1 protein-coding gene is annotated in these 26,977 nt (G+C 71.2%); it reads left to right on the forward strand.

Going from position 1 to position 26,977, the window contains the following annotated elements; genetic code table 11:
• Positions 1 to 26,904: a type I polyketide synthase gene (locus ABZV40_RS28630; RefSeq protein WP_355448026.1), complete on the forward strand. Its 26,904-nt coding sequence runs from the start codon at positions 1 to 3 to the stop codon at positions 26,902 to 26,904.
• The last annotated feature ends 73 nt before the right edge of the window (positions 26,905 to 26,977 follow it).

Here is a 26,977-nt window from a genome sequence, read left to right on the forward strand (position 1 = left end):
ATGGACAACGAACAGAAGCTCCGGGACTACCTCCGCCGGGCCAGCACGGACCTCCAGCGCACCAAGCGGCGGCTGCAGGACCTCGAGGCGGCCGCGTCGGAACCGATCGCCGTGATCGGCATCGGCTGCCGCTTCCCCGGCGGGGTGCGCAGTCCCGAAGATCTGTGGCAGATGGTCGTGAACGGGGAGCACGGCATCCGCGCCTTCCCCACCGACCGCGGCTGGGACCCCGAGATGCTCGCGCTGTCGTCGAGCGACCAGGGCGGCTTCCTGGAGGGCGCCGGCGAGTTCGACGCCGACTTCTTCGGCATCTCGCCGCGCGAGGCGCTCGGTATGAACCCGCAGCAGCGCGTGCTGCTGGAGGTCACGTGGGAGGCCCTGGAGCGCGCGGGCATCGACCCGCACACCCTGAAGGGCTCCGCCACCGCGGTGTTCGCGGGCGCGATGAACCAGGACTACCAGCTCGGCCCCGGCGAGGGCGGCGAGGGCATGGTGCTGCTGGGTTCGTCGAACTCGGTGATCTCCGGCCGCATCTCCTACACCCTCGGCTTCGTCGGCCCGTCCGTCACTTTGGACACGGCGTGCTCTTCTTCTTTGGTGGCAATGCATCTCGCGATGCAGTCCCTGCGCGCCGGTGAGTCGTCCCTGGCCCTGGCCGGCGGTGTCACGGTCATGGCGAACCCCGCCACCTTCGTCGAGTTCTCCCGCCAGGGCGGCCTGTCCCCGGACGGCCGCTGCCGCTCGTTCGCCGACTCGGCCGACGGCACGGGCTGGTCCGAGGGCGTCGGCATGCTCGTGCTGGAGCGGCTTTCCGACGCGCGCCGCAACGGCCACGAGGTGCTGGCCGTGCTGCGCGGTTCCGCCGTCAACCAGGACGGCGCCTCCAACGGCCTGACCGCGCCCAACGGCCCGTCGCAGCAGCGCGTCATCCAGGCCGCCCTGGTGAACGCCCGCCTGACCAGCGACCAGATCGACGTCGTCGAGGCGCACGGCACCGGCACCGTCCTGGGCGACCCGGTCGAGGCCCAGGCGCTGCTCGCCACCTACGGCCGCCAGCGCTCGCCGGAACGACCCCTGCTGCTGGGCTCGGTGAAGTCGAACATCAGCCACACCCAGGCCGCCGCCGGTGTCGCCGGCGTGATCAAGATGATCATGGCCATCCGCGCCGGGATCGTGCCGCAGACGCTCGGCGTCGACACCCCGTCGTCCCACGTCGACTGGGACGCGGGCGCCGTCCGCCTCGTCACCTCCAACACCCCGTGGCCCGCCACGGGCCAGCCGCGCCGTGCCGCCGTGTCGTCCTTCGGCCTCTCGGGCACCAACGCGCACACGATCATCGAGGAAGCGCCCGCCCCGGAATTGTCGGACCCCTCTGAGACGATTGGAGTGGGGGGTGGCTCCCCCCAGGGGGCCCGCCAATCCGTATCGATTCCGAGCGGCGACACCGTGCCCGTGCGGGCCGGCGCGCTGCCGTTCCTGGTCTCGGGCCGGTCGCGTGAGGCGTTGCGGGCCCAGGCCGAGCGGCTGCTGGCCGCCGCCGACGCCCGGACACCCGACGCCGCCCACTCGTCCGGCGCGGCGGACCCGCTCGACCTCGCCTACTCGCTCGCCACCACCCGCGCCCAGTTCGACCACCGCGCCGCCATCGTCGGCGACCTCCGCGCCGGCCTCGAAGCCCTCGCGCACGGCACCCCCGCGCCCGGCCTGATCCAGGGCACCGCCGCCCGCGCCAAGCAGGCGTTCCTGTTCACCGGCCAGGGTGCCCAGCGCATCGGCATGGGCAAGGAGCTGCACGCCCGCTTCCCGGTGTTCGCCGAGGCGTTCGACGCGGTCCTGCAACACCTCGGCCCGGACCTCAAGGACGTCATCTGGGGCGAGGACCAGGAAGCCCTCGACCAGACCAGGAACACCCAGCCCGCGCTGTTCGCGATCGAGGTCGCCCTCTACCGCCTCGCCGAGTCGTGGGGCCTGAAGCCGGACTTCGTCGCCGGGCACTCCATCGGCGAGATCGCCGCCGCGCACGTCGCGGGTGTGTTCAGCCTCGAAGACGCCGCGAAGCTCGTCACCGCACGCGCGAGCCTCATGCAGAAGCTCCCGGCAGGTGGCGTGATGATCGCGCTGCAGGCCACCGAGGACGAGGTCACCCCGCACCTGACCGACGGCGTCTCCATCGCCGCCATCAACGGCCCGGCCGGCGTCGTCATCGCGGGTGTTGAACAAGAGGCACGTAGGATTGTTGAACAATTCAACGATCGCAAAGCCAAGCAGCTCGCCGTCAGCCACGCCTTCCACTCGCCGCTGATGGAGCCGATGCTCGACGAGTTCCGGGCGAAGATCGCGGACCTCACCTTCGAGGCACCGATCATCCCGCTCGTCTCGAACGTCACCGGCGAGCAGGCCCGCGTCGAGCAGATCACCACCCCCGGCTACTGGGTGAGCCACGTCCGCGAGGCCGTCCGGTTCGCCGACGGCGTCAAGTGGCTGACCGGGCACGGCGTCACGCAGTTCGTGGAGATCGGCCCGGACGGCGTCCTCTCCGCGATGGCACAGGAAACCGCCGACGACATCACCACGATCCCGTTGCTGCGCAAGGGCCGCGACGAACAGGAGGCCATCACCCAGGCGCTCGCCGGCCTCCACGTCCGCGGCACGAAGATCGACTGGCAGGCCTACTTCGCGCACACCGGCGCAAAGCGCGTCGACCTGCCGACCTACGCGTTCCAGACCAAGCGCTACTGGCCCAAGGGTGGTGGCGGCTTCCACGACCCGCGCGCCGCCGGTCTCGGCGCCGCGCACCACCCGCTGCTCACCGCGACGGTCTCGTTCGCCGACCAGGACGGCGCGCTGCTCACCGGCCGCCTCACCCGCCAGACCCACCCGTGGCTGGTCGACCACGCGGTGCGCGGCGCGGTGCTGCTGCCCGGCACGGCCTACCTGGAGCTCGCCATCCGCGCGGGTGACGAGGTCGGCTGCGACCGCGTCGAGGAGCTGACGCTGACCGCGCCGCTGATCGTGCCCGAACGCGGTGGCGTGCAGGTGCAGCTGTGGATCGGCAACGCCGACGCGAACGGCCGCCGCACCGTCAAGATCTACTCGCGGGCCGAGGGTTCCGACGACGAGCCGTGGACGCAGCACGCGATCGGCATCCTCGGCGCGCCCGCCCGTGAGACCGCCTTCGACACCGCGGTGTGGCCGCCCGCCGGCGCCACCGCCCTGGACGTCGACTACGACAGCTTCGCCGCGATGGGCTTCGACTACGGGCCCGTCTTCCAGGGGCTGCGCCAAGCCTGGCGCGGCGAGGACGGCGTCGTCTACGCCGAGGTCTCGCTGCCCGAGGGCGTCGACCCGGCCGGGTTCGGCCTGCACCCGGCACTGCTGGACTCCGCCCTGCACGCCGCGATCGTCTCCGGCGAGGGCGAGGCCGGGCTGCCGTTCTCGTGGGAAGGCGTGTCGCTGCACGCGACCGGTGCCTCCGCGTTGCGGGTCCGCCTGACCCGGTCCGGCGACAACGCCTACGCCATCGCCGCGGTCGACGGCGCGGGAAAGCCGGTCGTCTCGGTCGACTCGCTGGTGGTGCGCGCGGTCGCTGCGGAGTCCACTGTGGACCGCGACTCGCTGTTCCAGGTCGACTGGGTTCCGGTCACGGTCCCCGCCGCGGACAGCTCCGACGCCGTCGTCATCCACCTGCGGGGCAACGAAGACGTCGTCGCGTCCGTGCACGAGCTGACCGAGCGGGTTCTCGGTCTCCTGCAGGAAGAACGCGACGAGCGCGTCGTCTTCGTCACCAGCAGCAGCGACCTCGCGTCGGCGGCGGTGTGGGGCATGGTGCGTTCGGCGCAGTCCGAGTCGCCGGGCCGTTTCTCGCTCATCGAGCTCGACGGCACCGACGCCTCCAACGAGGCGTTGGCCGCCGCCGTCAACTCCGAGGAACCGCAGCTCGCTCTCAGGAACGGCGAGATCTACGCGCCGCGCCTGGCCCGCGCCGAGATCGAGGAAGCCCCGATCGCGTGGGGCAGCAAGGTGCTGATCACCGGCGGCACCGGTGGTCTCGGCAAGATCGTCGCCAAGCACCTGGTGACCGAGCACGGCGTGCGTGAGCTCGTGCTGGTCAGCCGTCGTGGCACGGGTGACGTGTCGGAGCTGGAAGCGTTGGGCGCCAACGTTTCCGTGGTGGCGTGCGACGTCACCGACGCCTCCCAGGTCGCCGCCCTGGTCGCCGCGCACGAGATCACCGCTGTCGTGCACAGCGCCGGTGTTCTGGACGACGGTGTCATCTCGTCGCTCACGCCGGAGCGGCTGCACCCGGTGCTGGCGCCCAAGGTCGACGCCGCGTGGAACCTCGCGCAGGCACTGCCGGACGTGCCGCTGGTGCTGTTCTCGTCGCTGGCCGGCACGTGGGGCACCGCCGGGCAGGCCAACTACGCCGCCGGCAACCACTTCCTGGACGCGCTCGCCGAGCACCGCCCGAACACGATCTCGCTGGCCTGGGGCGCGTGGGCCGGTGACGGCATGCTCTCGGAGGCCGACGCCGAACGCATGACGCGCACGGGAATGCCGCCGCTGACCGTCGAGCAGGGCCTGGCGCTGTTCGACCGCGCGGTGGCTTCCTCCAGCACCGCACTGGTTCCGGCGCGTCTCGACCTCGCGACGTTGCGGCAGCGCGGCGAGGTGCCGCCGTTGCTGCGCGGCCTGATCCGGGTGCGGACGCGCCGCGCGGCCTCCGGTTCGGAGACCGCCGGCACGTTGATCCGCAGGCTGTCCGGTCTCGGTGCGGAGGAGCGCTCGGACGCGGTGCTGGAGCTGGTCCGCGGCCAGGTCGCGGCGGTGCTCGGGCACACCTCCGGTGACGAGATCGAGGCCACGCGCCAGTTCCAGGACCTGGGCTTCGACTCGCTGACCGCCGTCGAGCTGCGCAACCAGCTGACCGCGGTGACCGGTCTGCGGCTGCCCGCGACGATGGTGTTCGACTACCCGACGCCGGTCGCGCTGGCCTCGCACCTGCTCGACGAGCTGTTCGACGGCGCGGCGGACGTCGTGGTGCCGCAGGAGGTCCGGGCGGCGGTCGCGGACGACCCGATCGTGATCGTCGGCATGGGCTGCCGCTACCCGGACGGCATCGGGTCGGCGGACGACCTGTGGCGGCTGGTGTCCGAGGGCGGTGACGCGGTCTCCGGCCTGCCGTCGAACCGCGGCTGGGACCTCGAGAACCTCTACCACCCCGACCCCGACCACCCCGGCACGACCTACTCGCGTTCCGGTGGCTTCCTGCACGACGCGGGCGAGTTCGACGCCGGCTTCTTCGGCATGTCACCGCGTGAGGCGCTCGGCACCGACTCGCAGCAGCGCATCCTGCTGGAGGTCGTGTGGGAGGCGATCGAGCACGCCGGGATCGACCCGGTGTCGTTGCGCGGCACGCAGACCGGTGTGTTCGCGGGCGTCATGTACAACGACTACGGCGCCCGGCTCGGCGGCGGTGACTTCGAGGGCTTCCAGGGCTCCGGCACCTCACCGTCCATCGTGTCCGGTCGCGTCTCCTACACCCTGGGTCTCGAAGGCCCCGCGGTCACAGTCGACACGGCCTGCTCTTCTTCTTTGGTCGCAATGCACTGGGCGATGCAGGCCCTGCGTGCGGGGGAGTGCTCGCTGGCGCTGGCCGGTGGCGTGACGGTCATGTCGACGCCGACCGCGCTGATCGAGTTCTCCCGGCAGCGCGGCCTGTCGCCGGACGGCCGCTGCAAGGCGTTCTCCGACTCCGCCGACGGTGTGGGCTGGTCCGAGGGCGCCGGTGTGGTGGTGCTGGAACGCATGTCCGACGCCGTGCGCAACGGGCATCCGATCCTCGCCGTGATCCGCGGCTCGGCGGTGAACCAGGACGGCGCCTCGAACGGCCTGATGGCACCGAACGGACCGGCTCAGCAGCGGGTGATCCGCGCCGCGCTCGCCAACGCCGGGCTTTCCACGTCCGATGTGGACGTTGTCGAGGCGCACGGCACCGGCACGACGCTGGGCGACCCGATCGAGGCGCAGGCGCTGCTCGCGACCTACGGCCAGAACCGCACGGAACCGTTGCTGCTCGGCTCGGTGAAGTCGAACATGGGCCACACGCAGGCCGCCGCGGGCGTCGCCGGCGTGATCAAGATGGTGCAGGCGATGCGGCACGGCGTTGTGCCGCAGACCCTGCACGTCACGACGGCCTCGTCGCACGTCGACTGGTCCGAGGGCGCGGTCGAGCTGGTGACCACGCCGCGCGCCTGGCCTGAGGTCTCCCGGCCTCGTCGTGCGGGTGTCTCGTCGTTCGGCATTTCGGGTACCAACGCGCACATCATCATCGAGCAGCCACCGGTCGCCGACGCGCCGGATTCTGTGTCTTCCGCGCCTTCGGACGTCGTCGTGCCGGTGGTGTTGTCCGGCCGCACCCGCCGTGCCGTGCGGGGACAGGCCGCGCGGCTGCGGTCGTTCGTCGAGTCTTCCGACGTCTCGTTGCGCGACTTGGCCTTCTCGCTCGCGACGACCCGGTCGGCGTTCGAGCAGCGGGCTGCTGTGGTGGCCGGTGACCGCGAGTCGTTGCTGCGTTCGCTGGGTGCGCTCGCGACCGAGAACTCCGACGCCGCGGTGGTGGAGGGGGAGGTCGCGCCGGGCAAGGTGGCGTTCCTGTTCTCCGGCCAGGGATCGCAGCGCCTCGGCATGGGGCGCGAGCTCCACGAGCGTTACCCGGTGTTCGCCGCCGCGCTCGACGAGGTGCTCGAACGGCTGCCCGTCCGCGACGTGATGTGGGGATCTTCCGAGGAGGACCTGCAGCAGACCGGCAATGCGCAGCTCGCGCTGTTCGCGTTCGAGGTGGCGCTGTTCCGGCTCGTCCGGTCGTGGGGCGTCAAGGTCAACGCGCTCGTCGGCCACTCCATCGGCGAGATCGCCGCCGCGCACGTGGCCGGTGTGCTGTCGCTGGACGACGCGTGCACGCTGGTGTCGGCCCGCGCCCGCCTGATGCAGGCCCTGCCGGCCGGTGGCGCGATGGCCGCCATCCAGGCGACCGAGGCCGAGATCACCCCGTTGCTGACGCCCGGTGTCTCGATCGCCGCGATCAACGGCCCGGCGTCGGTGACGATCGCGGGTGTTGAACAAGAGGTTCGTCGGATTGTTGAACAATTCGACGATCGCAAGACCAAGCAGCTCTCGGTCTCGCACGCCTTCCACTCGCCGCTGATGGAGCCGATGCTCGACGAGTTCCGCCAGGTCGTCGAGGGCCTTTCGTTCAACAATCCCACGATCCCGCTGTTCACTGGTGGGATTGTTGAACAACCCGACTACTGGGTCCGGCACGTGCGCGACGCCGTGCGGTTCCACGACAACGTCGAGGCGGCGCGCGCTGCCGGCGTGACGACGTTCGTGGAGATCGGTCCCGAGGGCGCGCTGTCGGCGTTGGTCGACGGTGCGATTCCGGTGCTGCGCAAGGACCGTTCGGAAGAGGCGTCGGTCGCGCTCGCGCTCGGACGGCTGTTCGCGTCCGGTGTCCAGGTCGACTGGAAGGCCTACTTCGGTCCGGCGCGCCGGGTCACGCTGCCGACGTACGCGTTCCAGCACGAGTACTACTGGCCGCTGGGCTCCGCCGCTCCGGTCACGACGGACACGGACCCGGCGGACGCCAAGCTGTGGGCGGCGATCGAACGCGGCGACGCCCGTGAGCTGGCGGCGTTGCTGCGGCTGGGGGAGGAGCAGCGGTCGTCGCTGGACTCGCTGATCCCGGCGCTGTCGTCGTGGCGGGCGGGCAACCAGGAGAAGACGCTGCTCGACTCGTGGCGGTACCGCGTGCTGTGGGCGCCGGTCCGGGTCACGGGCACGCCGGTGCTGTCCGGTCACGTCGTGGTGCTGACGACTCCGGCGGTCGACGCCGAGCCCTACCGCGCGGTGCTCGCCGCTCACGGTGCCGAGGTCACCGTCGTCACCTCGGTCGAGGACGTGCCTGCTTGCGATCTCGTGGTGTCGTTGGTGGCGCTGGACGAGTCGCCCTCGTCAGTTCTTACCGTCGGCCTGGAGCAGTCGATTCTGCTGGTCAAGTCGGTGGAGGCGCCGATCTGGACGGTGACGTCCGGTGCGGTCGCCGCGGAGACGTCGGACTCGGTGCGGTCCGCCGCACAGGCCGCGGTGTGGGGCTTCGGCCGTGCCGCGGCGCTGGAGTACCCGCAGCGCTGGGCCGGTCTGATCGACATGCCCGAGGTGCCCGACGAGAACTCGTTGCGCCGCTTCGTGTCCTGCGTCGCCGGGCTGGGTGGCGAGGACCAGCTGGCCGTGCGGTCGTCCGGGGTGATGGGGCGCCGGCTGGCGCACCGTCCGGTCGACGCGCTGCCGTCGGACTACACGGCGCACGGCACGGTGCTGATCACCGGCGGTACCGGTGGTCTTGGTGCCACGACCGCTCGTTGGCTCGCTGAGCGCGGCGTTTCCGGTCTGGTGCTGACTTCCCGCCGGGGCATGGACGCGCCGGGCGCCGCCGAGCTGAAAGCGTCGCTGGAGGAGCTCGGCCCGCAGGTCTCGATCGTCGCCTGCGATGTCGGCGACCGCGACGCGCTCGCCTCCGTCGTGTCGGGAATCGCTGACCTGTCCGGTGTCGTGCACACCGCCGGTGCCGCGCAGCACGCGCCGCTGGAGCTGACCTCGCTCGACGACTTCGCGGAGGTGTTGTCCGCCAAGGTGATCGGCGCCGCGAACCTCGACGCGCTGGTCGGCGAGGTCGACTTCTTCGTGTTGTTCGGGTCGATCGCGGGCGTGTGGGGCAGCGGCGGTCAGGCCGCTTATGGTGCCGCGAACGCCTACTGCGACGCCCTGGCCGAGGCCCGGCGCGCTCGCGGCCTGCGGGCGACGTCGATCGCGTGGGGCCCGTGGGCCGAGGTCGGCATGGCGACGCACGAGGCCATGTCCGACAATCTCGCGCGTCGCGGCCTGACGTTCCTGAAGCCGGAGCAGGCGGTCGTCGAGCTGAACCGCGCCGTGATGCACGACGACACCTGTGTGACCGTCGTCGACATCAACTGGGAGACCTACTTCCCGCTGTTCACCTCGGTGCGCCCGTCCGCGCTGCTGGCTGATCTGCCGGAGGTGCGCGCGCTGAACGTCGTGGAGGAAGTTCGCCGCGACGACTCCGAGTTCGCGCGCAAGCTCCGTTCACTGTCCGAAGAGGACCAGAAGCGCAGGCTGGTCGAGCTCGTGCGCGCCGAGGCCGCCGCCACGCTGGGCCACAGCTCGATCGAGGAGGTGGGGGAGAACCGGGCGTTCCGCGACATCGGTTTCGACTCGCTGACGGCTGTCGAGCTGCGCAAGAAGCTGTCCGACGCGACAGGCCTGGCGTTGCCCGCGACGCTGGTGTTCGACTACCCGACCCCGGCGGTGCTGGCCGACCACCTGCTGGCCGAGCTGCTCGGCTCGGCGGAGGAGGCCCTGTCGTACTCCGCGCAGGTCGACTCGGACGAGCCGATCGCGATCGTCGGCATGAGCTGCCGCTTCCCCGGTGACGCGAACACGCCGGAGGCGTTCTGGGAGATGGTGCTCGCCGGCACGGACGCGATCACCGAGTTCCCCGCGGACCGCGGTTTCGACATGGCGCAGCTGTACGACCCGGACCCCGACCGTCCCGGCACCACCTACACGACCGCGGGCGGTTACCTGCCCGACGCGGGCGACTTCGACCCGGCGTTCTTCGGCATCTCTCCGCGCGAGGCCACCGGCATGGACCCGCAGCAGCGGCTCCTGCTGGAAACCACCTGGGAGGCCGTCGAACGCGCGGGCATCGACCCGGCGGCGTTGCGGGGCAAGAAGGTCGGCGCGTTCATCGGCTCGTCCTACATCGAGTACGGCGGCGGTGACGGCGGTTCGGAGGGCTACCAGGTCACCGGCACGTCGCCGTCGGTGCTGTCCGGTCGCGTCGCCTACGTGTTCGGCTTCGAGGGTCCGGCCGTCACCGTCGACACCGCGTGCTCTTCTTCTTTGGTGGCAATGCATCTGGCGTGCCAGTCGCTGCGCACCGGCGAGTCGGAGTTCGCCGTGGCCGGTGGTGCGACGATCATGCCGAACCCGAAGCCGCTCATCGCCTTCTCCCGCCAGCGGGCCCTCGCCCGCGACGGCCGGTGCAAGTCGTTCTCCGACTCCGCGGACGGCATGATCCTCTCCGAGGGCATCGGCATGCTTCTGCTGATGCGCCAGTCGGACGCGGTCGCCGCCGGCCACCGGATCCTGGCCGTCATCCGCGGCTCGGCGGTGAACCAGGACGGCGCCTCGAACGGCCTGTCCGCCCCGAACGGCCCGTCGCAGCAGCGCGTGATCATGCAGGCGCTGGCGAACTCCGGCGTGTCGCCCAACGACATCGACGCCCTCGACGCCCACGGCACCGGCACCTCTCTGGGTGACCCGATCGAGGCCCAGGCCCTGTTCAACACCTACGGCCGCGACCGCGACGCCGACCGCCCGCTGCTGCTGGGCTCGGTGAAGTCGAACATCGGCCACACCCAGTCGGCCGCGGGCGTCGCCTCGGTCATCAAGATGGTGATGGCACTGCAGCACGGCGTTCTGCCGCGCACCCTGCACGCCGCCGAACCGTCCACGCACGTCGACTGGTCGCCGGGCACCATCGCGCTGCTGCAGGACACGACCGCCTGGCCCGACACCGGCCGCGCCCGCCGCTGCGCCGTGTCGTCGTTCGGCATCTCCGGCACCAACGCCCACGTGATCTTGGAACAGGCCGCGGGGGTCCCCCCGATTTCCAGTGTATCGGCCACGCCACGCCCGTTGGCCGCCGCTTCGGAATCTGTGGACAACTCGGCGCCTGTGGACAACTCGGCCATTGTCGATCTTCGCCACGCCGAACCGTCGGTGCCGGGTGAGACGATTGGAGTGGGGACCTCGGTCTCCCCCCAGGGCCCCCAGTCGGGATCGATTCCGTGGCTGGTGTCGGCGAAGTCCGAGGCGGCGCTGCGGGCCCAGATCGCCGGGCTGAGCACCGTCGACGCAAGCCCGGGAGACATCGCCTACAGCCTCACCCTGCGGCCGGTCTTCGACCACCGCGCGGTGATCATCGACGGCGTCGAGACCAGGGGCGTCGCCGACCTGGAGCGCAAGGTCGCGTTCATCTTCCCCGGTCAGGGCTCGCAGTGGGTCGGCATGGGCGCGCAGCTCCTCGACGAGTCGCCGATCTTCGCCGCCCGCATGGCCGAATGCGCCGCCGCCCTCCAGCCGCACACCGACTGGAACCTCCTCGACGTCATCCGCCAGGCCCAGAGCCTGGACCGCGTCGACGTCGTCCAGCCCGCGAGCTGGGCGATGATGGTGTCGCTCGCCGAGGTCTGGAAGCACTACGGCGTCACCCCGGACGCCGTCATCGGCCACTCCCAGGGCGAGATCGCGGCCGCGGCCGTCAGCGGCGCGCTGAGCCTGGAGGACGCCGCCAAGGTCGTCGCCCTGCGCAGCCAGGCCATCGGCCGGGTCATGTCCGGGCGCGGCAGCATCGTGTCCATCGGACTGTCCGCCAGTGAAGTCCAGCCGCACCTCGACGAGTGGGGCGACCGCCTCAGCCTCGCCGCCACCAACGGCCCGCGCAGCGTCGCGGTCTCCGGTGACCTGGAGGCGCTCGACGCGCTGTGCGGCAAGCTCGTCGAACAGGGCGTCCGGGTCCGCCGCATCGAGGTCGACTACGCCTCGCACTCGGCCCAGGTCGAGGACATCCGCGACGACGTTCTCAACGACCTCCGGACGATCACACCGCAGACCCCGCACACCCGGTTCCTGTCCACGGTCACCGGCGAGTGGAACGACGCCGACACCGACGCCGAGTACTGGTACACCAACCTCCGCCAGACCGTGCGCCTGAACGAAGCCGTCGAGCAGCTGATCGACAGCGGCCACCAGGTGTTCATCGAGGTCAGCTCCCACCCGGTGCTCACGCCGGGCGTGCAGGACGCGCTCCAGGGCAAGCGCGGCGTCGTCACCGGGACGCTGCGCCGCGACATCGGTGGCCTGCAACGGATCCTGACCAGTCTCGCCGAGGTCTGGGTCCGCGGTGTGCCGGTGCGGTGGCACCTGCAGGGCACGCGCGTCGACCTGCCCACCTACCCGTTCCAGCACGAGCGGTTCTGGATCGGCCCGCCGCAGCACCCCGCCGCGGCACCGGAGGACCCGGCGGACGCCGCGTTCTGGCAGGCCGTCGAGCAGTCCGACCTCGCCACGCTCACCCAGAGCCTGCACCTCGACGAGGCCACGCTCGCCGCAGTCCTGCCCGCCCTCAACACGTGGCGGCAGAGCAGCCGCGACCAGTCCACAACGGACTCCTGGCGCTACCGCACGACGTGGAAGCCGTTGCGCGGACTCGACAACGGCAAGCTCACCGGCACCTGGGTCGTCGTCACCACGGACGCCGTCAACGACACCGACGTCGTCACCGCGCTCGGAGACGTGCAGCGGATCGTGCTGGACGCCGACGACGACCGCGCCACCATCGCCGCCAAGATGGTCGACGCGGACGGCATCGTCTCCCTGCTGCCCACCGACGAACGCCCCGGAACCCTCGGGTTGCCCGTCGGCCTGCTGCTCACCGTGCACCTGATCAACGCGCTCGGCGACGCCGGCATCACCGCCCCGGTGTGGAACATCTCCCGCAACGCCCTGGCCACCGGCCGCGCCGACACCGTCGACCACCCGGCGCAGGCGCAGGCCATCGGCATCGGCTGGACCGCCGCCCTGGAGCACCCGGGACGCTGGGGCGGCTCCATCGACCTGCCGGAGGAGCTCGACCAGCGTGCCGCGCAGCGGTTCGTCTCTGCCCTGGCCAACGCCGGCGGCGAGGACCAGCTCGCGATCCGCGCGTCCGGCACCCTCGCCCGCCGCGTCGTGCGCGCACCGTCGAAGCCCGCCCGAAGCGACTGGACCCCGCGCGGCACCACGATCATCACCGGCGGCACCGGAACACTCGGCCCGCACGTGGCGAGGTTCTTCGCGCACAAGGGCGCCGAGCACCTGGTGCTGACCAGCCGCCGCGGCCTCGACGCCCCCGGTGCCCGCGAGCTCGTGGCGGAGCTGGAGGAGATCGGCACGCCCACCACGGTCGTCGCGTGTGACATCTCCCGGCGGGACGACGTCGAACGCATGCTCAACGACCTGCGCGCGGAGGGCCGTGAGATCCGCTCGGTCATCCACACCGCCGCGGTGATCGGCCTGCACTCGATCGACGGATCCACTGTGGAGGGCCTGAGCGAGATCCTCGCCGCGAAGGTCGACGGCGCCGCCCACCTGGACGCGCTGCTGACCGAGGACCTCGACGCGTTCGTGCTGTTCTCGTCGATCTCCGGCATGTGGGGCTCGGGCAACCACGCGTCCTATGTGGCCGGTAACGCCTATCTGAACTCGCTGGCCGCCAACCGTCGTGCCCGCGGCCTGAAGTGCACCTCGATCTCGTGGGGCATCTGGTCCGACGACATCGGCCTCGGCCGAGTCGACACCGACCAGATCCGCCGCAGCGGCCTGGAGTTCATGAAGGCACGACTGGCGCTGGCCGGTCTGCAGCGGGCCGTCGAAGACGACGAGACCGAGATCGCCATCGCCAACATCGCCTGGGACCGCTACTACCCGGTCTTCACCGCGATGCGCCCGACCACGCTGTTCGAAGAGCTGCCGGAGGTCCGCGCACTCACCGTCGCCGCCGAGCAGACCACGGCATCCGACAGCTCCGACTTCGCGGTCAAGCTGCGCGCCCTGCCGCCCGCCGAACGCGAGCAGCAGCTCCTCGACCTCGTCCGCGCCGAAGCCGCGTCCGTGCTGGGCCTGGCCTCGGCCGACGCGCTGACCGAGCACCGGGCGTTCCGCGAGGTCGGCTTCGACTCGATCACCGCCGTCGACCTGCGCAACAAGCTCGCCGCCGCAACGGGTCTGACGCTGCCGACGACGATGGTGTTCGACCACCCGAACCCGCTGGCGCTCACCGAGTTCCTGCTCGGCGAGCTCCTCGGCGCGGACACTCCGCCGAGCACCCAGGTGGTCGCCTCGGTCGCGTCCGACGAGCCGATCGCGATCATCGGCATGGCCTGCCGCTATCCCGGTGGCGTCACGACCCCGGAAGACCTCTGGAACGTCGTGATGAACGGCGTCGACGCGATCTCCGGCTTCCCCGCCGACCGCGGCTGGGACGGCGACTCCCTCTACAACCCCGACCCGGACGCCCCCGGCGGCGCCTACTCGGTGCAGGGCGGCTTCCTGCACGACGTCGCGAACTTCGACCCCGGCTTCTTCGGCATCAGCCCCCGCGAGGCCCTGTCGATGGACCCGCAGCAGCGACTCCTGCTGGAAACCGCCTGGGAGTCCATCGAACGCGCCGGCATCGACCCGCAGTCGCTCAAGGGAACCCTGACCGGCGCGTTCATCGGCGCCTCCTACCAGGACTACTCGGCGGGCGGCTCCGACCAGCCGGGCGACGAGGGCCACATGATCACCGGCACGCTCTCCAGCGTGCTGTCGGGCCGCGTCTCCTACCTGTTCGGCCTCGAAGGCCCGGCCGTCACCCTCGACACCGCTTGTTCTTCTTCTTTGGTGGCCCTGCACCTGGCCTGCCAGTCGTTGCGCGACGGGGAGTCGACGCTGGCGCTGGCCGGCGGCGTCTCGGTCATGGCGACGCCGGGCGCCTTCGTCGGGTTCTCCCGCCAGCGCGCTCTGGCTCGTGACGGCCGCTGCAAGGCCTACTCCGACGCCGCCGACGGCATGACCCTCGCCGAGGGCGTCGGCCTGGTCCTGCTGGAACGCCTCTCCGACGCCCAGCGCAACGGCCACCGCGTCCTGGCCGTCGTGCGCGGCTCCGCGGTGAACCAGGACGGCGCCTCGAACGGCCTCACCGCACCGAACGGCCCGTCGCAGCAACGCGTCATCCGTCAGGCCCTGGCCAACGCCCGCCTCGATCCGTCCGAAGTGGACGCCATCGACGGGCACGGCACCGGCACGGCACTGGGTGACCCGATCGAGGCGCAGGCCCTGCTCGCCACCTACGGCCAGAACCGCACGCAGCCACTGCTGCTCGGCTCCATGAAGTCGAACATCGGCCACACCCAGATGGCGTCCGGCGTCGCCTCCATCATCAAGATGGTGCTCGCCCTGCGCGCCGGCGTCCTGCCGCGCACGCTGCACGTCGACCAGCCCTCGACCAAGGTCGACTGGTCGTCGGGCGCGATCAAGCTCCTCGCCACCGAGGAACCGTGGCCCGTGACCGACCACCCCCGCCGCGCGGCCGTCTCGTCGTTCGGCCTCTCAGGCACAAACGCCCACGTGGTGCTAGAGCAAGCTCCCGAACCTGTGGACAACTCGGTCCCTGTGGACAACTCCGCCGATGTCGATCTCCACGCCCCGAACCCGTCCGACCCCCGTGGGACGATTGGAGTGGGGACCTCGTTCTCCCCCGGAGGGGGCGAGGCGGGATCGATCCAGGTCGGCGCGGTGCCGGTGCTGCTGTCGGCGCGCGCGGACAAGGCCCTCGAACAGCTGGCCGGCCGCCTGTTGGGCGTTGAAGCGGACCTGCCGGAACTGGCCGCGGCGCTCGCCACGAAGCGGTCGACGTTCGAGAAGCGCGCGGTCGTCGTCGCGAGCAACCGCGACGAGCTGGTGCGCGGCCTGACCGCGTTGCGCGACAACCAGCCGGACGGCGCGGTCGTCCGCGGCCAGACCACGCGCGGCCGCACCGCGTTCCTGTTCACCGGCCAGGGCTCGCAGCGCCTCGGCATGGGCCGCGAGCTCTACCAGCGCTACCCGGTGTTCGCCGACGCCCTCGACGCGGCCTGCGCCCACCTCGACGCCGACCTCGACCGCCCGTTGCGCGAGGTCATGTGGGGCGAGGACGAGCAAGAGCTCAACCAGACCGGCTACGCCCAGCCCGCGATCTTCGCGATCGAGGTCGCGCTGTTCCGCCTGGTCGAGTCGTGGGGCCTCACGCCGGACTACCTGGCAGGGCACTCCATCGGCGAGATCGCCGCCGCACACGTCGCCGGAGTCCTCAGCCTCGACGACGCCTGCACGCTGATCTCGGCCCGCGCCCGCCTCATGCAGGCGCTGCCGGCCGGCGGCGCGATGATCGCCGTCCAGGCCGCCGAGAGCGACATCACGCCATTGCTCACCGACCGCGTGTCGATCGCCGCCGTCAACGGGCCCGCGTCGATCGTCATCGCGGGCGACGAAGCCGAGGCCGAGGCGATCGCGGCACGGTTCGAGAAGACCAAGCGGCTCAAGGTCAGCCACGCGTTCCACTCGCCGCTGATGGACCCCATGCTCGACGACTTCCGCGCCGCCATCAGCGGCCTCCGGTTCAGCGAGCCGTCGATCCCGCTGGTCGCCGACGACGTCACCGACCCGGAGCACTGGGTGCGGCACGTCCGCGACGCCGTCCGGTTCACCGACAAGATCACGCACCTGGAAAGCCGCGGTGTGCGGGCGTTCCTGGAGCTCGGCCCGGACGGCGTGCTCACCGGCATGGCCCAGGAGTCGCTCACCGAGGAGGCCGTGCTGGTCCCGGCGATGCGCCGCGACCGCGACGAGGTCGTCACGCTGCTGACCGCGCTGGCCGGTGTCCACGTCCGCGGCACGGCCGTCGACTGGGCCAAGTACTTCGCGGGCACCAAGGCCGATGTCGAACTGCCCACTTATCCGTTCCAGCACCAGCGTTTCTGGCCGGAGCCCGTCGCCACCAAGGCCGCCGACGGCGACTTCGTGGACGACGAGTTCTGGGCGGCGGTCGAGCGCGAGGACTTCGCCGCGCTGGCGCGATGGCGTTCCCGCAAACAGAAGTCCACTGTGGACTCATGGCGGTACGCGGTCACCTGGAAGCCGATCACGGCACAGTCCACCCTCACCGGCCCGTGGCTGGTCCTCACCGACCACGACGCGTCCGAGCTGGTCGACGCGCTGGGCGTCGAGACCGTGGTCGTCAACGCCGCGGACAACCGCCAGGAGCTCGCCGAGCAGGTCCGCGGCGACTACACGGGCGTGCTGTCGCTGCTCGCGCTGGACACCGACGCCGAACGGGCGCTGGTCCGCACTTCCGTTGTGGTGCAGGCACTCGGCGACGCCGGCGTCGACGCCCCGCTGTGGGTGGCGACGCGCGGCGCGGTGTCGGTCGGCGGCGGCGAGCAGATCACCAACCCGGACAGCGCCACCGTCTGGGGCCTCGGCCGCGTGATCGCGCTGGAGCACCCGCAGCGCTGGGGCGGCCTGATCGACCTGCCCGCCCAGCTCGACTGGAACACCGCGCGCCGCATCCCCGGCGTGCTCGCCGGAACGGACGAGGACCAGGTCGCCGTGCGGCCGTCCGGCGTCTACGGCCGCCGGCTCATCCACAGCACCCCTAGCGCCCTGCACCGCGACTACCGGCCGGGCCGAGTGCTCGTCACCGGCGGCACCGGCGCGATCGGCAAGCAGGTCGCGCAATGGCTGCTCGACCAGGACGCCGAACAGGTCATCCTGGTCAGCCGCACGGGTTCCGCGGAGTTCACCGACCCGCGCGTGATCGTCAAGGCCTGCGACGTCGCCGACCGCGACGCCCTGGTGGCGCTGCTCGCCGAGCACCCGGTGACGTCGGTCTTCCACGCGGCGGGCGTCGTCGAGGACGGCCTCGTCGAGTCGATGGACGCCACGTCGTTCACGAACCTGTTGCGCGCCAAGGTCCACGCCACCCGCAACCTGCACGAGCTCACGTCCGACCTCGACGCGTTCGTGCTCTTCGCGTCCACCGCGGGCGTCATCGGCGGCGCGGGCCAGGGCAACTACGCCGCGGCCAACGCCTTCCTCGACGCCTTCGCCGAACACCGTCGCCTGCAGGGTCTTCCGGCCACCTCGGTGGCATGGGGGCCGTGGGGCGGGGCCGGCATGGCGGTCGCGGGCGGTGTCGCGGAACGCCTGAAGCGCGGTGGTTTCACGCCGATGGAGCCCGCGCTCGCGTTGCAGGCGTTGAAACAGGCCATCGAACACGGCGACGCGGCCGTGCTGGTCGCCGAGATCGACTGGGAACGGTTCCTGCCCGCGCTCGCCGGTCTGCGCCCCGCGCCGCTCGTCGGTGACCTTCCCGAGGTCAAACGCTTCCACACCACCGAAAAGGTCGTGGAAGCCGCGGAACAGCCGCAGTTCCGCAAGGCACTCGCGGGCCTGTCCAAGGCCGAACGCGACCGCGCGGTGCTCGATCTCGTGCGCGGTCAGATCGCCGCGGTTCTCGGGCACGGCAACGCTTCCGACGTCGACCCGGATCGCGCGTTCCTCGACCTCGGCTTCGACTCGCTGACCACTTTGGAGCTGCGCAACCGCCTGCAGGCCGCGACCGAACTGACGCTGCCGGCGTCGTTGCTCTACGACTACCCGACTCCCTACGACCTGGCGGAGTTCCTGCTGGGCGAGGTCGGCGACGTCCCGGCCGAGGTGGTGGTGCAGCGGGCCGACGACGACCCGATCGCGATCGTCGGCATCGGCTGCCGCTTCCCCGGCGGCGTGACCTCCCCGGAAGCGTTCTGGGACCTGATTTCCTCCGGTGGTGACGGCGTCAGCTCGTTCCCGTCCGACCGCGGCTGGGACCTGGCCGCGCTCGGTGCCGGCGCGTCGGCGTCGCTGGAAGCCGGTTTCCTCGACGGGGTCGCGGACTTCGACGCGCACTTCTTCGGCATCTCGCCGCGGGAAGCGCTCGCGATGGACCCGCAGCAGCGGCTGGTGCTGGAGACGGCCTGGGAAGCGCTGGAACGCACCGGCATCGACCCGCTGTCGTTGAAGGGCAGCCCGACCGGCGTGTTCGTCGGCACGAACGGCCAGGACTACGAGAACGTCCTGCGCCGCTCGCTCGACCCGGACATCCAGGGCTACCTCGCCACCGGCAACACCGCGTCGGTCATGTCCGGCCGCCTCTCCTACGTCCTCGGCCTGGAAGGCCCGGCCGTCACCATCGACACGGCGTGCTCGTCGTCGTTGGTCGCCATGCACTGGGCGATGCGCGCGCTTCGCTCCGGTGAGTGCTCTCTCGCTCTCGCCGGTGGTGTCAGCGTGATGTCGAGCCCCGACTCATTCGTCGAGTTCACGACACAGGGCGGCCTCGCGCCGGACGGTCGCTGCAAGGCCTTCGCCGACGCCGCCGACGGCACCGCGTGGTCCGAGGGCGCGGGCATCCTCGTGCTGGAACGCCTGTCCGACGCGGTGGCGAACGGCCACGAGGTCCTGGCTCTGGTGCGTGGCTCGGCGGTCAACTCCGATGGTGCCTCCAACGGCCTCACCGCCCCCAACGGTCCCTCACAGCAGCGCGTCATCCGCCGCGCTCTCGCGGACGCCGGACTGTCCGTGGGCGACATCGATGCCGTGGAAGCGCACGGCACCGGTACGACGCTCGGTGACCCGATCGAGGCTCAGGCTCTGCTGGCGACCTTCGCCGACCGCTCGGCGCCGCTCTACCTCGGTTCGGTGAAGTCGAACATCGGCCACGCCCAGGCCGCCGCGGGTGTCGCGGGCGTGATCAAGATGGTCGAGGCGATGCGTCACGGCGTGCTGCCCCGCACCCTCCACGTCGATGCCCCGACGAGCCACGTCGACTGGACCTCGGGTCCGGTTTCGCTCCTGACCGAGAACACCGCCTGGCCGTCGTCGGACCGTCCTCGGCGCGCGGGCGTCTCCGCGTTCGGCCTCTCCGGCACGAACGCGCACGTCATCCTTGAAGCCGCGCCGTCGTCGTCGGTGGCCGGCGCGGGGATCCCCCCGTTTTCCAGCGTACTCGCCGAAAACGCTGGTCAGGACGCCGTCGCGGAATCTGTGGACAACTCGCGGCCTGTGGACAACTCGGCTGTTGTGGATCTTGCCGCCTCGGAATCGTCGGCCTCCCGTGCGACGATTGGAGTGGGGACTTCGCGTCCCCCCAAGGGGGCCCCCGTCGTTGTTTCGGCGAAGTCCTCCGATGCGCTGCGCGCTCAGATCGAGCGGATCCGCGCGGTCGAGGCGGACCAGCTGGACCTGGCGTTCTCGGCGGCGACGACGCGCGCGCACTTCGCGCACCGGGCGTTGCTGATCGACGGCGTAGAGGTCGCCAACGGCGTGGCGCGCAAGGCGGGCACCACGGCGTTCCTGTTCACGGGGCAGGGGTCACAGCGGCTCGGCATGGGGCGGGAGCTGTACGCGCGGTTCGAGACGTTCCGCGAAGCCTTCGACGAGGTCCTGGCCCATCTCGACCCGGAGCTGAAGAGCGTCGTCTGGGGCGAGGACGAGCAGAAGCTCAACCAGACCGGGTACACCCAGCCCGCGCTGTTCGCGATCGAGGTCGCGCTCGCCAGGCTCGTGCAGAGCCTGGGCGTCCTGCCCGACCACGTCGCCGGCCACTCCATCGGCGAGATCGCGGCCGCCCACGTCGCCGGTGTCCTGACGCTCGAAGACGCGGCGAAGCTCGTCACAGCGCGCGCAAGCCTCATGCAGGCGCTGCCACAAGGCGGTGCGATGGTCTCCGTCCTCGCCACCGAGGCCGAGGTGCGCAAGCAGCTCGGCAAGTCCAAGAAGGTGTCGATCGCCGCGGTCAACGGGCCCAGCAGCGTCGTCATCGCGGGCGACAGCGCCGCCGTCGCGAAGATCGCCAAGAAGTTCGAGAAGACCAAGCAGCTCACCGTCAGCCACGCGTTCCACTCACCGCTGATGGACCCGATGCTCGACGACTTCCGCGCGGCGATCGCGCACCTCAAGTTCGAGAAACCGCGCATCCCGATCGCCACCACCGGCGACGTGACGACCGTCGACTACTGGGTGAACCACGTCCGCGACACGGTCCGCTTCCACGACAACGTCCAGAGCCTCGGAGGCGTCGACGCGTTCGTCGAGATCGGCCCGGACGGCGTGCTCGCGGCGATGGTCGACGGAGCCGTCGCCACACAACGCAAGGACCGCGACGAGGTCAGCGCGTTCGGTCTCGCGCTCGGCACCCTGCACGTGAAGGGGCTGGAGATCGACTGGCCGCGGTACTTCGCCGGCACCGGTGCGAAGCGCATCCCGTTGCCCACCTACGCGTTCCAGCGCGAACGCTACTGGCCGACGACCACGCCGAAGTCCGTCACCGGCGACTGGCTGTACGAGGTGGTGTGGGAGAAGCACGACGTCAGCACCACCACCGAGGGCACCTGGCTCGTCCTCGGCGACGTGCCGGGTTTCCCTGGACGGACGACGACCGAGCTCGTGCCCGGTGACTACGCCGGTGTCATCTCAGCAGGCGGCACCAGCCCGTTCGAGGTGCTGAACACCCTGGCGGACAACAACATCACGGCCCCGCTGTGGTGCGTCAGCAGCGAACCCGCCGTCTGGGGCGAGGGCCGGGTCGCCGCCGTGGAACAGCCAGAACGCTGGGGTGGCCTGATCCGCGTCGAGACCGACACGTGGGCGATCCCCGTGCAGGAGAAAGAAGTCGCCTTCCACGACGAGGGCGCGTTCGTCCCGCGCCTGCGCCGGATCGAGGCCACCACCCCGTGGACGCCTACCGGCAAGATCCTTCTCGTCGGCGCCGAAGGGCCGATGGGTGAGCAGCTCAGGCAGCACCTGCCGAACACCGCGGAAACGCTGACCGACGACGTCACCGCGGTGATCCACCTCGGCGACCTCGGCTCGCTGAAGCGGCTCGACGAGCAGCTGGGTGACCGTGAGCTGGAGGCGTTCGTGGTCTTCGGTTCGGTCGCCGGCACGTGGGGCTTCCGCGGCCAGGCCCAGCAGGCCGCGCACAGCGTGATCGTCGAGGAGTTCGCGCGGCAGCGGAAAGCTCGTGGTCTCAAGGCGACCTCCATCGCGTATGCGCCGTGGGAAGGCACGACCGACCAGAGCATGGCCGCACACCTGCGGATGAGCGGCATCCCGGTCCTCGACGCCCCGAACGCCGTCGCGGCCATCCACGCCGCCGTCGCGAGTGGACGGACGAACGTCGTCGTCGCCAACGTCGACTGGAACACGTTCGGGCAGGACAACAGGCTGTTCAGCGGCTTCGTGCAGAAGAAGCCCGCCTCCGAGCCGGTGCTGAAGCAGGCCCTGGTCAAGCTGCCCGAGTACGAACGCCACGGCGCGCTGCTCACCCTCGTCCGCGAGAAGGCGGCGCTCGTCCTCGGCCACAACGGAACCGAGGCGATCGAGCCGGACGTTCCGTTCCGCGACCTCGGGTTCGACTCGCTGACCGCCGTCGACCTGCGCAACCAGCTCCAGGCCGAGTCCGGCCTGCAGCTCAGCGCGACGCTGGTGTTCGACTACCCGACGCCCGACGAGCTCGCCGCGCACCTGCTCACCGAACTGCTCGGCGGCGCGGACGACATCCAGCTCACGGTGAAGAGCGTGACGGACGAGCCGATCGCGATCGTCGGCATGGCCTGCCGCTATCCGGGTGACGTGCGGTCGCCGGAAGACCTGTGGCAGCTGCTGCTCGACGGCCGTGACGCCATCGGCGAGTTCCCGGCGGACCGCGGCTGGGACCTCACCGCCCTCTACAGTGGACAGAGCGTCACCCGCCACGGCGGTTTCCTCTACGACGTACCGAACTTCGACCCCGACTTCTTCTCGATCTCGCCGCGCGAGGCGATGGTCATGGACCCGCAGCAGCGCATCGTGCTCGAAACCGCCTGGGAGGCCCTGGAACGGGCGGGTATCGACCCGGCCACGATCCGCGGCTCCGTCACCGGTGTGTTCGTCGGTGGTGGCAGCGGCGAGTACCGGCCCTCACCGGAGGAGACCGGCCTGGAGTGGCAGACCGCGCAGTCCGCGTCGCTGCTGTCCGGCCGCCTCGCCTACACGTTCGGCCTGCAGGGCCCGACGGTCTCGGTCGACACCGCGTGCTCGTCGTCGCTGGTGTCGCTGCACCTCGCGGCGCAGGCGCTGCGCACGGGCGAGTGCGAGATGGCGCTCGCCGGCGGTGTGTGCGTGATGTCGACGCCGGTCGGGTTCATCGAGTTCAGCGCCCAGGGCGCGCTGTCGGAGGACGGCCGCTGCAAGGCGTTCTCCGACAACGCCGACGGCACCGGCTGGGCCGAGGGTGTCGGCGTGCTGGTGCTCGAACGGCTGTCGGACGCCGTGCGCAACGGCCACGAGGTGCTCGCGGTCGTGCGCGGCTCGGCGATCAACTCCGATGGCGCGTCGAACGGGCTGACGGCCCCGTCCGGGCCGGCCCAGCAGCGGGTGATCCGGCAGGCGCTGGCCGCGTCCGGGCTGCGCCCGTCCGATGTGGACGCGGTCGAGGCGCACGGCACCGGCACCAAGCTCGGCGACCCGATCGAGGCGCGGGCGCTGCTCAGCGTCTACGGGCAGGACCGTTCGGTGCCGCTGCTGCTCGGCGCGGTGAAGTCGAACATCGGGCACACGCAGGCCGCGTCCGGTGTGGCGGGCGTGATCAAGATGGTGATGGCGATGCGGGCCGGCGAGCTGCCGCGGACCCTGCACGCCGAGACGCCGTCCGCGCACGTCGACTGGAGCTCCGGCGCGGTTCAGCTGCTGCAGGAACGCACCGCGTGGCCTGCGGTCGACCGTGCGCGCAGGGCTGCCGTGTCGTCGTTCGGCGCCAGCGGCACCAACGCACACGTGATCTTGGAAGCGCCCGCGTCGGGGATCCCCCCGATTTCCAGCGTACCGGACGAAAGCGCTGGTCAAGGTGCCGCTCGGCGATCTGTGGACAACTTCGCGGTGCTGCCTGTGCTGGTCTCCGGACGCACGCCCGCCGCATTGCGCGACCAGGCCGCGCGCCTGCTCGGCGTCGACGCTGACCTCGCCGACATCGCCCGCTCGACGGCGACCACGCGGGCCTCGTTCGACCAGCGCGCGGTCGTGCTCGCGAGCAACCGCGCCGAACTGACCGACGCGCTCGCCGCCATCGCCTCCGACGTCCGCAACCCGCTGGTGATCCGGGACGAGGTGGCGCGCTCCGGCAAGCTCGCGTTCCTGTTCGCCGGCCAGGGCTCGCAGCGCCTCGGCATGGGCCGCGAGCTGCACGCCCGGTTCCCGGCGTTCCGGGACGCCTTCGAGGACGTGCTGAGCCACCTCGACCCGAACCTCAGGGACGTCATCTGGGGCGACGACCAGGAGGCGCTCAACCTCACCGGCACCACCCAGCCCGCGCTGTTCGCCGTCGAGGTCGCGCTGTTCCGCCTGGCCGAGTCGTGGGGCCTGAAGCCGGACTTCCTGGCAGGCCACTCCATCGGTGAGATCGCGGCCGCCCACGTCGCCGGAGTGCTCAGCCTGGACGACGCGGCGAAGCTGGTCACCGTGCGGGCGAAGCTCATGCAGGCGCTGCCCGAGGGCGGCGCGATGGTCGCGGTGCAGGCCAGCGAGGACGTCGTGCTGCCCCACCTCACCGACGGCGTGACGATCGCGGCGGTCAACGGGCCCGAGTCGGTCGTCATCGCCGGACCGGAGAACGCGGTGGTGGCGATCGCGGAACGCTGGAAGTCCAGGCGCCTGCGCGTCTCGCACGCCTTCCACTCGCCGCTGATGGACCCGATGCTGGAGGAGTTCCGGTCCACTGTGGAGTCGCTGACGTTCGGTCAGCCGCGGATTCCCGTGGTGGCGGAAGGCGATGTGACCTCACCGGAGTACTGGGTCCGGCACGTGCGGGAAGCGGTGCGGTTCGCGGACAACGTGCGGATGCTCACCGAACGCGGCGTCACGGCGTTCGTGGAGCTCGGCCCGGACGCCACGCTGTCCGGTCTGGTCGAGGGCGGCATTCCGCTGCTGCGCAAGGACCGCGGCGAGGAGCAGTCGATCGTCTCGGCGCTCGCCCGCCTGCACACCCGCGGCGTGAAGGTCGACTGGGCCGGCTTCTTCGGCACCGTCGGCCACAAGATCACGTTGCCGACCTACGCGTTCCAGCACCAGCGTTTCTGGCCGTCGACGATGGTCAGCTCGGCGCGGCCCGCCGCACCGGCGAACGACGACGCGGCGTTCTGGGCTGCGGTCGAGGGCGAGGACTTCGGGTCGCTGCAGGACGTCCTCAGCGTCGACACGCAGGCGTTGGGACAGGTGCTGCCCGCGCTGCTGGACTGGCGCAAGCAGCGCAACGACCTCGCCCTGGTCGACAGCTGGCGGCACCGCATCACGTGGAAGCCGCTCGACGCGAGCCGGTCCGGTGAGCTGACGGGCACGTGGCTCGTGGTGACCGCCGGGGACGACGAGTGGAGTGACGCGGTCGTCGACGCGCTCGGTGTCAGCGTGGTCCGGGTCGACGTGTCCGCGCCGGACCGCGAGGCCATCGCGGCGGAACTGCGGTCGCTGGGCACGTCGTTCGCCGGGGTGCTGTCGCTGCTCGGCCGCGCCGAGGCGGGTTCTTCCAGCGCTCCGGCCGGTGTGCTGCTGACCGCCGCGTTGATCCAGGCGCTCGGCGACGCGGGCATCACCGCGCCGCTGTGGTGCGCGACCCGTGACGGTGTCGCCGTCAACGGCACGGTCTTCGAGGACCTCACGCAGGCCGCGATCCACGGCCTCGGCCGGGTCGTGACGCTGGAGCACCCCGAACGCTGGGGCGGCCTGGTCGACCTGCCGGCGGTGATCGACGACCGGGTCGCGAACGGCCTCACGTCCGTCCTTTCCGGACTTGACGGCGAGGATCAGGTCGCGGTGCGCTCGACCGGCGTGTTCGGCCGGCGCCTGATCGCCGCTCCGGCACCCGTTCCTGCGCAGGACTGGCAGCCACGCGGCACGATCCTGATCACCGGCGGCACCGGTGCGCTGGGCGGTCACGTGGCGCGGATGCTGGCGCGACAAGGCGCCGAGCACCTGGTGCTGGTCAGCCGCAGCGGCCTGAACGCGCCGGGAGCCGCGGAACTGCGCTCGGAACTCGTCGGCCTGGGAGCCGGCGTCACGATCGCCGCGTGCGACGTGGCGGACCGGAAGTCGCTGCAGGCGGTGCTTTCCGCGATTCCCGGACCGTTGACCGGCGTCGTCCACACCGCGGGCGTCATCGACGACGGCGTGCTGGACAAGATGACGCCGCAGCGGTTCGAGGCGGTGTTCCGCAGCAAGGTCACCTCGGCGTTGCTGCTGGACGAGCTGACCTCCGGCCTGGACGCGTTCGTGCTGTTCTCGTCCGCGTCGTCGTCGGTCGGCAGCCCCGGCCAGGCGAACTACGCGGCGGCGAACGCGATGCTCGACGCGCTGGCCGACCGGCGTCGCGCTCAAGGCCTGGCGGCGACGTCGATCGCTTGGGGCGCATGGGGTGGCGGCGGTATGGCCGACACGGAAGACGCTGTGGCCAACGCCAAACGTGCTGGTATCGCGTCGATGGACCCGGTTCTGGCGTGTGTCGCGCTGCGACAGCTCGTCGGTGAGGGCCTGGCGACCGCGGTCGTGGCGGCGGTGGACAAGGGCCGGTTCTCCGGTGGGTTCCGTCCGAACCCGCTGCTGCGCGAGCTCGCCGGGGACACGCCGGTCGAGGCACCGGTGGCCGAAGGCGCGTTCCGGGACAAGCTGCTGGCGCTGCCCGCGGCCAAGCGGTTCGACGAGGTGCTGGACCTGGTGCGGACGCGGGCGGCCGAGGTGCTCGGCCAGGCCGATGTCGACGCCGTGCGGCCAGACCGGCCGTTCCGCGACCTCGGGTTCGACTCTCTCGCGGTGGTCGAGCTGCGCAACCAGCTCAACGCCGCCACGGGACTGGCGCTGGCGTCGACGCTGGTGTTCGACCACCCGTCACCGGAGGAGCTGGCGACGCACGTGCTGACCGAGCTGATCCCGGACTCCGCCACGCAGGACTCGGAGGAGGCGGAGATCCGCGACCTGCTGGCGCGGGTGCCCCTCGCGCAACTGCGGGAGATCGGCGTGCTGGAACCGTTGATGCAGCTCATCGGCCGCGGTTCCACCGAGGCCGCGGTGGAGGAGGACATCGACGAGATGAGCGTGGACGACCTGATCCAGGCCGCGCTCGACGGTCAGGCCGACTGACCGCGGTGTCCTCGACGGCCGGCTGCCCTTCGCGGGTGGCCGGCCTTTTTTCTGAGGAAATCGCTACCGGTTC

This window comes from Lentzea sp. NPDC004782 (assembly GCF_040609115.1).
Taxonomy (GTDB): Bacteria; Actinomycetota; Actinomycetes; order Mycobacteriales; family Pseudonocardiaceae; genus Lentzea.

Excerpts from the sequence above, each read along its gene's own strand:
- ABZV40_RS28630 (WP_355448026.1), top strand. The coding sequence starts at position 1 with ATGGACAACGAACAGAAGCTCCGGGACTACCTCCGCCGGGCCAGCACG.